General features: G+C 70.1%; 14 protein-coding genes and 2 pseudogenes. 8 read left to right on the forward strand and 8 right to left on the reverse strand.

Translation table 11 applies throughout. The features are described from left to right. Positions 1-9 precede the first annotated feature (9 nt). Both dmpG and RR3_RS00870 read right to left on the reverse strand, forming a co-directional pair. On the reverse strand, positions 10-1,071 hold the full coding sequence (dmpG, locus tag RR3_RS00865; RefSeq protein ID WP_017680231.1) for a 4-hydroxy-2-oxovalerate aldolase: 1,062 nt from the start codon (positions 1,069-1,071) through the stop codon (positions 10-12). Beyond that, on the reverse strand, positions 1,068-1,946 hold the full coding sequence (locus tag RR3_RS00870; protein WP_010592504.1) for an acetaldehyde dehydrogenase (acetylating): 879 nt from the start codon (positions 1,944-1,946) through the stop codon (positions 1,068-1,070). Before RR3_RS00870 ends, dmpG begins: the two co-directional genes overlap by 4 nt. A 219-nt stretch (positions 1,947-2,165) precedes the next feature. Between RR3_RS00870 and RR3_RS00875 the strand changes: the two genes are divergently transcribed. After that, a complete protein-coding gene (locus RR3_RS00875) occupies positions 2,166-3,260 on the forward strand; it encodes a VOC family protein (protein WP_017680229.1) in 1,095 nt (364 codons plus the stop codon). A gap of 68 nt (positions 3,261-3,328) precedes the next feature. Here RR3_RS00875 and RR3_RS00880 read toward each other — a convergent pair. Then, a pseudogene (locus RR3_RS00880) lies at positions 3,329-4,256 on the reverse strand (sigma-70 family RNA polymerase sigma factor). A gap of 75 nt (positions 4,257-4,331) precedes the next feature. Here RR3_RS00880 and RR3_RS00885 point away from each other — a divergent pair. The 3 genes and pseudogenes from RR3_RS00885 to RR3_RS00895 all read left to right on the forward strand — a co-directional run bounded on the left by RR3_RS00885 (position 4,332) and on the right by RR3_RS00895 (position 5,786). Continuing rightward, positions 4,332-4,788 (forward strand): annotated as a pseudogene (locus RR3_RS00885) (carboxymuconolactone decarboxylase family protein). A 96-nt stretch (positions 4,789-4,884) separates the two neighbouring features. Beyond that, positions 4,885-5,274 carry a hypothetical protein gene (locus tag RR3_RS00890; protein WP_010592500.1) on the forward strand — a complete coding sequence of 130 codons (390 nt, stop codon included), beginning with the start codon at positions 4,885-4,887 and terminating at the stop codon, positions 5,272-5,274. Between the two features lie 92 nt (positions 5,275-5,366). Then, entirely contained in the window at positions 5,367-5,786 is a 420-nt protein-coding gene (locus RR3_RS00895) for a hypothetical protein (protein ID WP_010592499.1), read from the forward strand. 9 nt (positions 5,787-5,795) lie between these two features. Here the strand turns inward: RR3_RS00895 and RR3_RS00900 are convergent, their stop codons facing one another. Continuing rightward, positions 5,796-6,248, reverse strand: a complete 453-nt coding sequence (locus tag RR3_RS00900; protein WP_010592498.1) for a phosphatase domain-containing protein — start codon at positions 6,246-6,248, stop codon at positions 5,796-5,798. A gap of 101 nt (positions 6,249-6,349) precedes the next feature. Further along, complete coding sequence (locus RR3_RS00905; RefSeq protein ID WP_064065826.1) at positions 6,350-8,047, reverse strand: fumarate hydratase; 1,698 nt, start codon at positions 8,045-8,047, stop codon at positions 6,350-6,352. A 267-nt stretch (positions 8,048-8,314) separates the two neighbouring features. Here RR3_RS00905 and RR3_RS00910 point away from each other — a divergent pair, with 267 nt between their 5' ends. Both RR3_RS00910 and RR3_RS00915 read left to right on the forward strand, forming a co-directional pair. Further along, positions 8,315-9,070 (forward strand): CPBP family intramembrane glutamic endopeptidase, encoded by a 756-nt coding sequence (locus RR3_RS00910; protein ID WP_064065827.1) that lies wholly within the window; start codon positions 8,315-8,317, stop codon positions 9,068-9,070. 49 nt (positions 9,071-9,119) lie between these two features. Continuing rightward, complete coding sequence (locus RR3_RS00915) at positions 9,120-9,644, forward strand: 2'-5' RNA ligase family protein (RefSeq protein ID WP_010592495.1); 525 nt, start codon at positions 9,120-9,122, stop codon at positions 9,642-9,644. Positions 9,645-9,654: 10 nt separating this feature from the next. Here the strand turns inward: RR3_RS00915 and RR3_RS00920 are convergent, their stop codons facing one another. Beyond that, on the reverse strand, positions 9,655-9,870 hold the full coding sequence (locus tag RR3_RS00920) for a hypothetical protein (RefSeq protein ID WP_010592494.1): 216 nt from the start codon (positions 9,868-9,870) through the stop codon (positions 9,655-9,657). Between the two features lie 89 nt (positions 9,871-9,959). After that, positions 9,960-10,751 carry a helix-turn-helix domain-containing protein gene (locus RR3_RS00925; RefSeq protein ID WP_010592493.1) on the reverse strand — a complete coding sequence of 264 codons (792 nt, stop codon included), beginning with the start codon at positions 10,749-10,751 and terminating at the stop codon, positions 9,960-9,962. A gap of 127 nt (positions 10,752-10,878) precedes the next feature. Here RR3_RS00925 and RR3_RS00930 point away from each other — a divergent pair, with 127 nt between their 5' ends. Then, complete coding sequence (locus RR3_RS00930) at positions 10,879-11,214, forward strand: DUF1330 domain-containing protein (RefSeq protein ID WP_026137631.1); 336 nt, start codon at positions 10,879-10,881, stop codon at positions 11,212-11,214. A 19-nt stretch (positions 11,215-11,233) separates the two neighbouring features. Here the strand turns inward: RR3_RS00930 and RR3_RS00935 are convergent, their stop codons facing one another. Further along, entirely contained in the window at positions 11,234-11,800 is a 567-nt protein-coding gene (locus RR3_RS00935) for a mismatch-specific DNA-glycosylase (protein WP_010592491.1), read from the reverse strand. Between the two features lie 158 nt (positions 11,801-11,958). Between RR3_RS00935 and RR3_RS00940 the strand changes: the two genes are divergently transcribed. Further along, a complete protein-coding gene (locus tag RR3_RS00940; RefSeq protein WP_010592490.1) occupies positions 11,959-12,903 on the forward strand; it encodes a restriction endonuclease in 945 nt (314 codons plus the stop codon). Positions 12,904-12,955: the final 52 nt, after the last annotated feature.

Here is a 12,955-nt window from a genome sequence, read left to right on the forward strand (position 1 = left end):
CTCCCTGTGTCAGACTCCGGCGCGGGCCGGGAGCTCGTAGGTGCGGCCGGCCAGTTCGGAGGCGACGTCGACGATCATGTCCTCCTGGCCGCCGATGACGCCGCGGCGCCCGAGTTCGAGCAGGATCTCGCGGGTGGAGATGCCGAACTTCTTCGCGGCCCGCTTGGTGGGGTGGAAGAAGGTCGAGTACACCCCGGCGTAGCCGAGGATCAGCGCGGTCTCGTCGATGATCTGCGGGTCGGTCATCAGCGGCGCGACGACGTGCTCGGCGGTGTCGATCAGCGGGAACAGGTCGACGGCGGTATCCCAGCCGGCCCGCTCGAACGCGGCGGCGAGCACCTCGGTCTGTGCGTTGCCGGCGCTGGCGCCGAGCCCGCGCAGGGACCCGTCGATGAACGTCGCGCCGTTCTCGGCGGCGGTGAGCGCGTTGGCGATGCCCACTCCGAGATTGTTGTGGGCGTGGAAACCGATGTCGGCGGAGATCTCCTGTCGCAGGGCCGCGACGCGCTCACCGGCGTGCCGGGGCACCATCGCGCCGGCGGAGTCGACCACGTAGACGACATCGGCGCCGTAGGAGTCGAGCTTGGCGGCCTGCTCGGCGAGCGGCTCCGGGTCGAGTTTGTGGCTCATCATCAGGAACGTCATCACGTTCAGGCCCTGCTCCTTGGCCCACTCGACGGGCTGCTGGGCGCAGTCGGCCTCGGTGCAGTGCACCGCGACGCGCACGGTCTTGATGCCGGCGTCGATCGCGGACTTCAGTTCGGCGAGGGTGGCGATGCCCGGGACGTACAGCACTGCGATGTCCGCATTGTCGACGGCGTCGACGGCGGCGCGTACGTACTCGGGGTCGGTGGCGGCGGCGAAGCCGTACTGGATCGAGGAGGCGCCGAGGCCGATGCCGTGGGCCACCTCGATGGTGGGGATGCCGGCCCGGTCGAGGCCGCGGGCGATGTCGGCGACATTCTCGGGGGTGAATCGGTGCGAGACCGACGACATGCCGTCGCGCAGGGTGGTGTCGACGAGGGTGACCTTGCGGCGCCCGGTGTGGGGGGTGGTGTCGGTGGTGCTCACTGGGCTGCTCCCTGGACGAGGTTGCGCTGCGCCAGGACGTCGGCGACCTGTACGGCGGCGGCGGTGATGATGTCGAGGTTTCCGGCGTAGGTGGGCAGGAAGTCGCCGGCGCCGACGACCTCGAGCATGACGGTGACGAGGTCGCCGTCGACGTCGACGAGCCGCAGGGTGTAACCGGGGACGTACTGCTGCACCCTGGCGACCATGTCGATCACGGCGCGTTCGATCGCGTCCGGGTCGGGGTTGCGGACCTTGGCGTAGACGGTGTCGCGCATGTTCATCGGCGGTTCGGCCGGGTTGATCACCGAGATGGCCTTGGCGCGGTCCGCGCCGGCGACCTGCGCGAGTGCCCGGCCGGTCTTCTCGCTGAATTCGCTGAGGTTCTGACGGGTGCCGGGGCCCGCGCTCTTCGACGCGATGGCCGCCACGATCTCGCCGTACGAGGCGTCGGCGACCTCGTTGATCGCATACAGGATCGGGATGGTGGCCTGCCCGGCGCAGCTGACCATGTTCACGTTCGGCGCGTCCAGGTGCTCGGTGAGGTTGACGGCCGGCACGACGTACGGGCCCACCGACGCGGGCGTCAGGTCGATCGCCTTGATTCCCGCCTCCGCGTAGCGGGGCGCCGTTGCGGCGTGCACCTTCGCCGAGGTGGCCTCGAACACGACGTCAGGGAGTTCGGGGCGGCTCAGCAGCCAGTCCACGCCCTCGGCGGACGCCTCCAGGCCCGCCTGCCGGGCCCGTTCGAGTCCCTCGCTGGACGGGTCGATGCCCACCATGTACACCGGCTCGACATGCTCGGACCGCAGCAGCTTGTACATCAGATCCGTGCCGATGTTCCCGGAACCGACGATCGCGGCTTTCAAACGACTCATCTGTGGGGCCTTCCCTCAACTCGGGGGTGATGCGGACCACGCTAGGGCGGAAGGTCCCCTTGTCGGCCCCTCGTCCGGAGGTCTCGAACGCGGGACCGATGCCCCGAGTGGCGATTCGGCTATTCCGAACGACGTGCACAGCGGACTCGAGGTGCGCGCACGCTCGTGACGAAGAGCACAGCCGGTATCCTCGCCGGCCAGCGCAGATCAGGAGAGATCATGACGGACACGACCGCCCGTTTCGACATCGCGCACCTCGCCCGCGCGGAGCTGTTCACCCCGAGGCCTCAGGAAACCCTCGACTTCTTCACGAAGTTCCTCGGCATGTACGTCACGCACCGGGAAGGACAGTCCGTCTACCTGCGCGGGTACGAGGATCCCTACCAGTGGAGCCTGAAGGTCACCGAGGCTCAGGAGCCCGGCATGGGCCATGCTGCGCTGCGCGCCAGCTCGTCGGAAGCTCTCGAACGCCGCGTCGCGTCCCTGAAGCAGGGCAACGTGGAGGGCAAATGGAGCGAGGATCAGTTCGGCTACGGAAAGACCTTCGAATTCCAGTCCCCGGACGGCCACAACCTGCAGTTGCTGTGGGAGGTCGAGAAGTACGTCGCGCCGCAGGAGCTGCAGAGCAAGATCCTGTCGCGTCCGTCGAAGAAGCCGCTCCAGGGTATTCCGGTCAAGCGGATCGATCACCTGAACCTCATGTCCTCCGACGTGACCGCGGTGAAGGACTCGTTCGAGCGGCACCTCGGATTCCGCACGACCGAACGCGTGGTGGACGGCGGCGTGGAGATCGGCGCCTGGATGAGTTCGAACCTGCTCGGTCACGAGGTCGCCTGCATGCGTGACATGACCGGCGGACACGGCAAGCTCCACCACCTCGCGTTCTACTACGGCACCGGCCAGCACCTCGCAGACGCGGTCGAGATGTTCCGGGACTACGACATTCAGATCGAGGCAGGTCCCGACAAGCACGGCATCACGCAGGGGCAGTTCCTCTACGTGTTCGAGCCCGGCGGCAACCGCATCGAGCTGTTCGGCGAGGCCGGTTACCTGCATCTCGATCCGGACGCCGAGACGAAGACGTGGCAGATGGCCGACATCGACACCGGCCTCGCAGTCGGTGGGGCCAAGCTGCCGTGGGAAACCTACTTCACCTACGGCACCCCGAACCCGCTCGCACTCGATCAGCACATCGAGAAGTTCTCGCACTTCGGCCCGGGCGCTCCTGTCGAGGACCCCGAGGTGCTCGCCGCGGAGCAGACGATCCCGGACGACATCGATCACTCCCGCGCGGTGTCCGGCTCCCCGGTCTGAGTCCTGGCGGGTGCGCACCTCCTGCACCGTCTTCCGGCGTGCCACGACGAGAGGTGCGCACCCGCGTGTCAGCCGGCGTCCGGGAACGTCACCTCGAGCGCCGCGAGCTGCTCGGGATCCGACACCACCTCGATCTCGACGATCGCGTCGTCCTCGATCGTGAAGGCGAACACCGTGCGCGGACGGCCGCCCGGCGCCCATGCGGCGCCGGGCATTCCGTCGACGAGCACTGCCCGGGCGGCCTGGGCGCGGCCGTCGAAAACCTCTGCGACGCTGTGGGGGCCGTGAAGCTCGCGCGCGAGCGCCGGTGTGCCGTGAGCCGCGCCGGCACGGGCCGTCGCCACGGCGATGTCGTCCGCGCGGAGGATCACACCCGGATCGAGCAGGGCCAGCAGGTCGTCGAACCGCCCCTCCCGCGACGCGGCGAGGAACGCATCGACGAGGCGACGGCGGCGCATCAGGTCGGCCCGTGGAGCGGTCGCGCCCTGGATGCGCCGCCGCGCTCGGCTCGCGAGCTGGCGGGTGGCGGCGGGGGAGCGTTCCACGATCGGGGCGATCTCGTCGAAGGGGACGGCGAACAGGTCGTGCAGCACGAACGCAAGGCGTTCGGCCGGGGCGAGGGTGTCGAGCACGACGAGCAATGCCACCCCGACCGAATCGGCCAGCAGTGCAGCGCTTTCCGGAACGTCGCGCGGGTCCGTCGACCGAGGTTCGGGACGATCGGGCATCGAGGGGGACCTCCCGGCGCGAGCCCCGCGAGCGCAGCATGTCCAGGCATACCCGGCTCACCACCGTCGTCAGCCAGCCTCCCAGGTTGGCGACCTCGTCGGTGCCGGAGCGGTGCAGACGCAGCCAGGCCTCCTGCACGGCGTCGTCGGCCTCGCTCGCCGAGCCGAGCATGCGGAAGGCCACTGCCCGCAGACGGTCCCGATGTGCCTCGAACTGTTCGGCGGGGAAGGCGCCGCCGGGGTGGGCCGAGAAGTTTCCGTCGCTCATGTCGTCACATTCTGTCGTCGGGATCCGTCATGGCTGTGACGAACGCACGACCCCGGATGTGACAAGGAGACGATCATGAAGGCTCGAATGACGAATCCCGCGCTTGTTCTGCCCGACGCGGTGACGGCGTTGCAGGCACTGGGGAACGCCGCCGACGGTGGCGGACTGCCGGCGCGCACCACCCACCTCGTGCATCTGCGGGCAAGCCAGATCAACGGATGCAGCGTCTGTGTGGACATGCACCCGCGGCTGGCCAAGAAGGACGGGGAGACCGACAAACGGCTGTTCGCGGTGGCGGCGTGGCGCGAGGCGCCGTACTTCACCGATGGCGAGCGGGCGGCCCTGGCGCTGACGGGAGGCGGTGACCCGGCTCGCGGACCGGCCCGACCCGGTGCCCGACGACGTCTGGGACGAGGCCGCCCGCCACTACGACGAGCCGCAACTGGCGGCGCTGATCCTGCAGATCTCGCTGATCAACGTGTGGAACCGGCTCGACGCGACGGTCGAGCAGGTGGCCGGCGCGCAGTGGTGACGACGGGCGTTGCCCTCCGGCAGATATTTTGGAATGATTCCAGATAACATCCCGGAGTGTCGTGCTGCGGCGCCCGGAACGAAAGGAAGTGCGCTCATGTATGCCGTCGATTCCCGTGCCGTCGCGCTGCCGTCGATGGTCCTCGGCGGGTTGCGGCCGCTGTACCGGCAGATGGCCCGCGCCAACGTGCGCGCCGTGGGCTTCGTGCACACCACGGGCGCGAACCGGTTCGAGGTCCGGCTGATCGCGTCCGTGGGTGGGCCGACGCTCGAAATCCGCTCGCAGGACCGGACAGTCGTGTTCACTGTCCCACTCACGGCCCAGTTCCGGGCGCAGCCCGAACTCGACACCGACAGCTACCGGCGGCTGTGCGCGATGCTGACCCCGGCCGCCGATCCCTCGCCCGACACCATCGTCCGGTTCCTGCAGGGTCTCGTCGCTCAGGCGCCCGCCGTCCTCTCGCGCACCGACGCCCGCGCTGCCTGAGGGCGCCCCTACGATGTTCGGCTGCCGGGTCGCGTCCCGGGGTGCATGATCGGTTCGGGACCGAACCGTAGTGATGGCGGAGAGGGGTAACGATGGCGGAGGACGGCGAGACGCGTCGATTCGGACTGCTCGGGTCCGCGATGGAGGAGTTGCTCGAGAGAACCCGCGCGGTGGCCGACGAGGTCGCGTCGATCGGGAGCGACGCCCTCGGGTCGATTCCCGACCCCCTGTCCAGGCCTGCCGACCGGATGCTCGCGTCGCTCCGGGAGGTGATGGAGCTGGCCCCGCCCGTCTTCACCGAGTTCGACGCCCTCGTCGAGCAGCTGCACGCGCAGCGGAAGTCGGTGCAGGCGCTGCAGGCGCAACTGTCGGCGTTCGACCGTCAGTTGGAGGTGGTCGAGAAGTCGCTGGCGCCCCTGCAGGGGCTGGCCCACCAGTGGGCGCGGTTGCAGCAGACGCTGCTTCGGTATCCCCCCACCGACGAACCGGAAACCGGCCCGCCGAAGTCCTGACGGACCGGGTCAGAAGTCACCCTCGGCCACCTGGAAACACACCAGTCCCATTCGCCGCCACATCCGCACCACCTGGTCACGATCGTCGAGGACGGCGACGACCCGGTACCGGTGCCGGACGAACCGGTCGAACAGCTCGGCCTTGACGATGGAGTCCTTGCGACTGTCGCCGGGCGTGCGCATGTGCAGTTCGGTGTAGGGCACCCGATGCTCGGCCAGCCACTGCTCGGTCTCGGGCCGGCACACCCCGTCGCGCCCGGAGACGAGCACGATCGCCGGCTTCTCCGGCGAGGCGGCGAACGCCGTCACCGCGGCCATCACGGCGGGGGAGAGCGAATCCTCGCCCACGCGGTGCCAGTGGTAGGGGCTGCGGTCGCTCATGTGGGCGAGCGTGCCGTCGATGTCGACGATCCACGCCGGGGGCAGCGTCGGATCCGGCACGTACGGCGCCGGGTAGGGCACCGGCTCGGCCCCTGGTCGGTGCCGCCCCTGTCGCCGCGCCCCGGTGCGTCCTTTGGGCTGCTGGGACCGCCCAAAGGACGCACCGGCGGCGCAGCCGCCTGTCACAGCCCGAGGCGCTTGCCGATCGTCAGGGTGACCTCGCCGGTGCCGGCGAAGAAGTCGTTGCCCTTGTCGTCGACGACGATGAACGCCGGGAAGTCCTCGACCTCGATCTTCCACACTGCTTCCATACCCAGTTCCGGGTACTCGAGAACCTCGACCTTCTTGATGCAGTCCAGGGCGAGGCGCGCGGCGGGTCCCCCGATGGAGCCGAGATAGAAACCGCCGTGGTTCTTGCAGGCGTCGGTGACCTGCTGCGAGCGGTTGCCCTTGGCGAGCATGACCATCGAACCGCCCGCGGCCTGGAACTGCTCGACATAGGAGTCCATCCGGCCCGCGGTGGTGGGACCGAACGAACCGGAGGCCATGCCGTCCGGCGTCTTGGCCGGGCCGGCGTAGTACACGGGGTGGTCCTTCAGGTACTGCGGCATGCCCTCGCCCGCGTCCAGACGTTCCTTGATCTTCGCGTGCGCGATGTCGCGGGCGACGACGAGCGGGCCCGTGAGGGACAGCCGGGTCTTGACGGGATGCTTGGACAGTTCGGCGAGGATCTCCGGCATCGGCCGCGTCAGGTCGATCTTCACCGCGGCGCCCTTGCCGGTGCCCGACACGCCCTCGGTCTCGGCGTCGAGCTGCGCGTCGGTGATCTCGGGCAGGAAGCGGCCCGGATCGAACTCGAGCTGCTCGAGGAACACCCCCTCCGGGGTGATCTTGGCCTTCGCCTGCCGGTCGGCCGAGCAGGACACCGCCAGCGCCACCGGCAGCGACGCGCCGTGCCGCGGCAGCCGGATCACGCGCACGTCGTGGCAGAAGTACTTGCCGCCGAACTGCGCACCGATGCCGATCTTCTGCGTCAGCTCGAAGACCTTCTTCTCGAGTTCGAGGTCGCGGAAGCCGCGGCCGGTGATCGCACCCTCGGTGGGCAGCTCGTCGAGGTAGTGGGCCGAGGCGTACTTCGCGGTCTTGAGGGCGAACTCGGCCGAGGTCCCGCCCACCACGATGGCGAGGTGGTACGGGGGGCACGCGGCCGTGCCGAGCGAGCGGATCTTGGCCTCGAGGAACTGCATCATCGAGTCCGGGTTCAGGATCGCCTTCGTCTCCTGGTACAGGTACGACTTGTTGGCCGAACCACCACCCTTGGCCATGAACAGGAACTTGTAGGCGTTCTCGTGGCCGGCCGCGGTGTCGGCATAGAGCTCGATCTGCGCCGGCAGGTTCGAGCCGGTGTTCTTCTCCTCCCACATGGTGAGGGGAGCGTTCTGCGAGTACCGCAGGTTGAGCCGGGTGTAGGCGTCGTACACGCCGCGGGCGATCGCTTCCTCGTCGTCGCCGGGGGTGAGGACGTGCTGACCGCGCTTGCCCATGACGATCGCGGTTCCGGTGTCCTGGCACATCGGCAGCACTCCGGCGGCGGCGATGTGGGCGTTCTTCAGGAGGTCCAGGGCGACGAACTTGTCGTTGTCCGACGCCTCCGGGTCGTCGAGGATGCTCGCGAGCTGCTTCAGGTGATCCGCCCGCAGATAGTGCTGGATGTCGTGCAGCGCGGTCTCGGTGAGCAGGCGCAGCGCCTCGGGCTCGACCTGCAGGAAGGTGCGGCCGCCCGGGCCTTCGACGGTCGACACCCCCTCGGTGGTCAGCAGCCGGTACTCGGTGGGGTCTTCCCCGATCGGCAGCAGGTCCTCGTAGAGGAAGTCGGCCATTTCTTCTCCTGAACTGTCCTGGACAGCGGGGCTGATGTTCGGGACAAGGTTAGTCCCGGCAACGGGACGCTCCGACGCCGGGGCGTGTGACGCAAACCGCCTCCGCGCCCATCGTGACCTGCATCACTGCCAAAATCGGTCGCCGGTGTGCCGCCGGTCACGGTCGCTCCGGCACGGAATCCGTACACTGGTACGGATGGTTCGTACAGTGCAGGAACGGGTACTCGATCGGTTCCGACAGACCCGACAGCGGGGGTTCGAGAACACATGACTGCGGAGACCCTGCCGACGACGGCACCTGCCCACCGCGGATCGCTCCGCGGCTTCCATGCCTGGTTCGACGTCGCCGTCGTGGTGATCGTCCTCGTCGCCACCAACCTGATCGCGCACTTCACCACCGTGTGGGCCAGCATCGCGACGGTGCCCGCTGCGGCGCTGGTGCTCGTCGCGCTGATGCGCCGTCGTGGCATGCGCTGGTACGAACTCGGGCTCTCGCCGCGCCACTGGCGCTCGGGTTCCCTCTACGCCCTGGCCGCCGTCGGGGTCGTGCTGGCCGTGATCGCCGTGGGGGTGGCGTTGCCGCTCACGCGGCAGTTCTTCCTGTCGGACCGCTACGCCACGATCTCCGGCGCGCTCCTCGCCTCGATGATCGTGATTCCACTGCAGACGGTCATCCCCGAGGAACTCGCGTTCCGCGGCGTGCTGCACGGCACGCTCGAACGCGTCTCCGGTGCGCGCGGAGTGTTCGCCGCCGGGTCGCTGCTGTTCGGCCTGTGGCACATCGCCTCGTCCCTCGGGCTCACGAACGGCAATCGCGGCCTGAGCGGCATCCTCGGCGGCGGCCTGTGGGGGCAGGTGCTGGGCATCGCCGGAGCGGTCCTGGCCACCGCCGCTGCCGGGTTCGTCTTCACCTGGCTGCGCCGCCGCAGCGGAAGCCTGATCGCCCCGATCGCCCTGCACTGGTCCCTCAACGGTGCCGGGGCGCTGGCCGCGGCGCTGGTCTGGCACGCCACCCTGAACTGACCGCCCGAACCGGCCGCCGGCCCGCCGGCGCCCGCGGTACCGTGCGCTGATGGCACTCGCGGTCTGCCTGGTCTTCGACGCCGCCGCCCGGCGCGCCCTGCAGCAACTGTGGGCCCGGCTCGAAGACCTCGGGGTGCCGACGCTGCTCACCCATACCCACGGCCGGCACGTGCCGCACCTGTCGTACGCGGTGTTGCGCAGCTACGACGTCGAGGACGTGACGGCCGCGCTCGCGACGCTCCCCGACGGTGGACCGCTGACCCTCTACTCCGACGCGCTGGGGGCCTTCCGGCGCGGACGGGTCTGGCTCTCGCCGGCACCCACCGCCGACCTCCTGCGCCGTCAGCAGCGCGTGGTGGACACCGTCACCGCCGTCGGCGCGGACCTGCACAAGCACTACCGGCCGGGCGTATGGACCCCGCATCTGACCCTCAGCCCCCGAGCCCGGCTGGAGGACCTGCCGCGGGTGGCCGCGGTCGTCTACGACGTGCTGCCCCTCGAGACGGTCGTGTCCGGCGCGGCGCTGATCGACACCACGACGGGGGAGCGGCGGCCGCTGCGCCGCGTCCCGTGACCGGCGGTGCTCACTCCTCGGGGTTCTCCACCCACTTGCCGTACGGCGGCGGGCCCTCGCCCATGATCTGCACCCCGAAGTGCGGGGCGTGCTTCCACACGTAGCCGTGCAGGGTGTGTTCCTCCGAGGTCTGCGTATTGACGAGGACGAGGTCTCCCGTCGCTCGCTCCTCGAGGGAGAACCCGCTGTCCGGGCCCTCGAGTACCCACCACTTCGTCCTGCTCATGATCGATGCCTCCGGTGTGGGACGGGACAGGTCTCGGGGCGGACGTTACTCCCGACAGTGCCCGTGCGGCACCGGTTCGCCGATCCGGATCATCGGCCTCCCAGCACCCGTCGGGTGGCCTCGTCGGCCGGGTAGAACGCCTCGATCGCCAGTTCCGCGACGGTGACATCCAACGGCGTGCCGAACAGCGTCGTCGTGCTCAGCAGGGACAGCTCGCCGTCGTCGGTGCGCAGCCGCAGCGGCACCACCAGGGCGTGGGCGCCGGTCGGATCGAGCTCGGCGTCGTGCCCGTCGTCGCAGGGGTAGTCGGCCAGTTCGGCGTGCAGCCGGCGCAGCACCGGGTCGCCCGTCGCGGCGAGCTGATGTCGCAGTCGGGTCAGCAGGTGCGCCCGCCACTGGCCGTGATTGACGATGCGCGGCGCCATCCCGTCCGGGTGCAGCGTCACCCGCAGCACGTTCACCGGGGGCTCGAGCAGCCGCGGGTCGCATCCGCCCAGCAAGCCCATGACGGCGTCGTTGGCGTCGACCATCGTCCAGTGCCGGTCCACCACCAGCGCGGGATACGGGCGGTGCGACCGCAGGATCCGCTCGATCGCATCGGCCACCGCGGCCATCGGCACGTCCCCGAGACGGTGCTCCGGGTACGCGGGCGCCAGACCCGCCGCGAGCAGCAGCGAGTTGCGCTCCCGAAGCGGGATGTCGAGCTGATCGGCCAGGCGCAGCAGCATGACGCGCGTCGGCCGGGACCGGCCCGTCTCGAGGAAACTCACGTGCCGCGCCGAGACCTGCGCCCGGTTGGCGAGGGCGAGCTGGCTCAGGCCGCGACGCTCACGCCAGTGCCGCAGCAGTGCTCCGACGGGTTCCTCGTGCACGGTGGTCATGGAAGTCACGGTAGGCGCGGAAGGGAACGACGGCCATTACCTGCCGGGTAATCGATTCGGGCACCGCGGCCCGGCACTCTCGTCGGTGTGCGGCACACCGTCGCACCCGACCGACCCGGAGGACCCCATGACTGCCTACGCGATCGCCCATCTGCGCTCCGTCGACTTCGGCCCCGAGATCGTCCGCTACATCGAGGAGATCGACGACACCTTCACGCCGTACGGGGGCAGGTTCCTCGTCCACGGCGTCGAACCCGAGGTCCACGAGGGACCCTGGCCCGGCCACGTCGTGATCGTCGAGTTCCCCGACATCGAGCAGGCCCGCGCCTGGTACCGGTCGCCGGCCTACCAGGAGATCCTGCCGCTGCGCACCGAGCACTCCGACAGTTCGGCCATCCTCGTCGAGGGTGTCCCGCCGGGCTACCGGGCGCGCGACTATCTCACCAAGGTGGGGCACCGCTGAGCGGCCCGGACCTACCGGCTCAGGGCAGGATCCCGGCCGCGCGGGCCGGCGCCGCATACGCCTCGGCGAGGGTGTCGACCGTCTCGTGGGCGTTGAGGCCACTCGGATTCGGCACCACCCATATCGGCACCCCGCCGATCGTCGCCTCCTGCAACCCCGCGGCCGCCTTGCGCTGCCCGAACGCCGACCGGTACGCCGTGATGCCGGCGACGGCCACCACCCGCGGCCGGTGCTGCGCCACCACCCCGGCCAGTCGCGCGGCCCCGGTCCGCAGCTCGTCTGCCGTGAGTTCGTCCGCGCGGGCGGTGGCGCGGGGGGCGAGATTGGTGATCCCGACGCCGCGCTCGAGCAGGTGTGCCTTGTCGTCCTCGCTCATACCGGAGGTGGGGTCGACGGGCCGGAGCAGGATGCCGGCCCGCAGCAGGGCCGGGTAGAAGCGGTTCCCGGGCCGGGCGAAGTGCGCACCCGTCGCGGCCGTCCACAGTCCCGGATTGATGCCCACGAACAGCAGCCGGCAGCCCGGCCCGATCAGGTCGGGCACCACCGCGTCACGGCAGCGTTCGAGTTCGGCGCGCGTGAATCCCATCCGTCCCACGGTAGCGAGCGGCGCCGTCCCGGTCCGGCCTCGCCCGGACACGAGGAGTGCGGCCGCCCTCGCTTCCGCGGTCATCGGCTAGGGTGAAATGCGCGTCGTGGCGGGACCGGACAGCCGCGGCGAGCAGGGCCGAAACGATAGGGGAAGGTGTGCAGCGCCGGAACGTGATCGGTAACCCCGTCGAAGACCCGTCCGGCCGCGAGGTGGCGCTACCGCCGTACACGGATCTGCTGTGGCCCACCCTGCAGGCGCTGATCGGGCTCGGCGGCTCGGCGTCGATCGAGGAACTCGAGAAGGCCGTCGTCGCGCGCGAGCGTCTGTCCGAGGCCGCGCGGTCCGTACCGCACGGTGACGGCCCGGTCACCGAGATCGAGTACCGGATCGGCTGGGCGCGTACCTATCTCAAGGGCATGGGTCTGCTGGCCAACACCCGGCGCGGGGTGTGGAGCGTCACGGACCGCGGTCGCGCGGTGCAGGAATCGGAGATCAAGCCGCTCCAGGTGGCCTACACCGCGGAGAAGCGACGCAAACGACTCGTGCGCAACGCGTCGTCGCGGGCGCAGGTGGTGCCTCTCACGGCGGCCCCCGAGGATCCCGAGCTGTGGCGCGAACCCGTGCTCGCCGCCGTCGCCGAGCTCCCCGACGAGGGGTTCGAGCGGCTCGCCGTCGCGGTGCTCCGCGCCGCCGGATTCACCACCGTCTCCGTCCCGCCGCACGGTGGCCATCTCGACACCGGCTCCGACAACGACGTCGACGTGGAGGGCACCGGCGTGCTGCGGGTGTCGCTGCTCGGCTTCTCGGTGTTCTTCCGGTTCCTGCGCGGCCCCGAGCGGGCGGGCGCGGACGTGGTGCGCGAGTTCCGCGCCGCGATGGCCGGTCGCGGTGAGAAGGGCCTGCTCGTCACCACCGGCACGTTCGGCGACGACGCCCGCTCCGAGGCGCACCGGCTCGGCGCGCCCCCCATCGAACTCGTCGACGGCGACGGGCTGTGCGATCTGCTCAAGGAGCACGGTCTCGGGGTCCACACCACGGTGCGCACCGTCGAGGACGTGGCTCTGGTTCCGGCCTTCTTCGCCGAGCTCGGCGGCCGCTAGCCCCGCCCGTCGTCGGGCCGCGAATCCCGATGTGCCCCCGCGGGACCCGGGA

Origin of the sequence: Rhodococcus ruber NBRC 15591 (assembly GCF_001894945.1) — a bacterium.
GTDB classification, from domain to species: domain Bacteria; phylum Actinomycetota; class Actinomycetes; order Mycobacteriales; family Mycobacteriaceae; genus Rhodococcus; species Rhodococcus ruber.

Coding starts and splice junctions, on each gene's coding strand:
- RR3_RS00925 (WP_010592493.1), bottom strand. CDS start 10,751: ATGACCACCGTGCACGAGGAACCCGTCGGAGCACTGCTGCGGCACTGG.
- RR3_RS00890 (WP_010592500.1), top strand. CDS start 4,885: ATGTATGCCGTCGATTCCCGTGCCGTCGCGCTGCCGTCGATGGTCCTC.
- RR3_RS00915 (WP_010592495.1), top strand. CDS start 9,120: ATGGCACTCGCGGTCTGCCTGGTCTTCGACGCCGCCGCCCGGCGCGCC.
- RR3_RS00910 (WP_064065827.1), top strand. CDS start 8,315: ATGACTGCGGAGACCCTGCCGACGACGGCACCTGCCCACCGCGGATCG.
- RR3_RS00905 (WP_064065826.1), bottom strand. CDS start 8,047: ATGGCCGACTTCCTCTACGAGGACCTGCTGCCGATCGGGGAAGACCCC.
- RR3_RS00875 (WP_017680229.1), top strand. CDS start 2,166: ATGACGGACACGACCGCCCGTTTCGACATCGCGCACCTCGCCCGCGCG.
- RR3_RS00930 (WP_026137631.1), top strand. CDS start 10,879: ATGACTGCCTACGCGATCGCCCATCTGCGCTCCGTCGACTTCGGCCCC.
- RR3_RS00920 (WP_010592494.1), bottom strand. CDS start 9,870: ATGAGCAGGACGAAGTGGTGGGTACTCGAGGGCCCGGACAGCGGGTTC.
- RR3_RS00895 (WP_010592499.1), top strand. CDS start 5,367: ATGGCGGAGGACGGCGAGACGCGTCGATTCGGACTGCTCGGGTCCGCG.
- RR3_RS00870 (WP_010592504.1), bottom strand. CDS start 1,946: ATGAGTCGTTTGAAAGCCGCGATCGTCGGTTCCGGGAACATCGGCACG.
- RR3_RS00935 (WP_010592491.1), bottom strand. CDS start 11,800: ATGGGATTCACGCGCGCCGAACTCGAACGCTGCCGTGACGCGGTGGTG.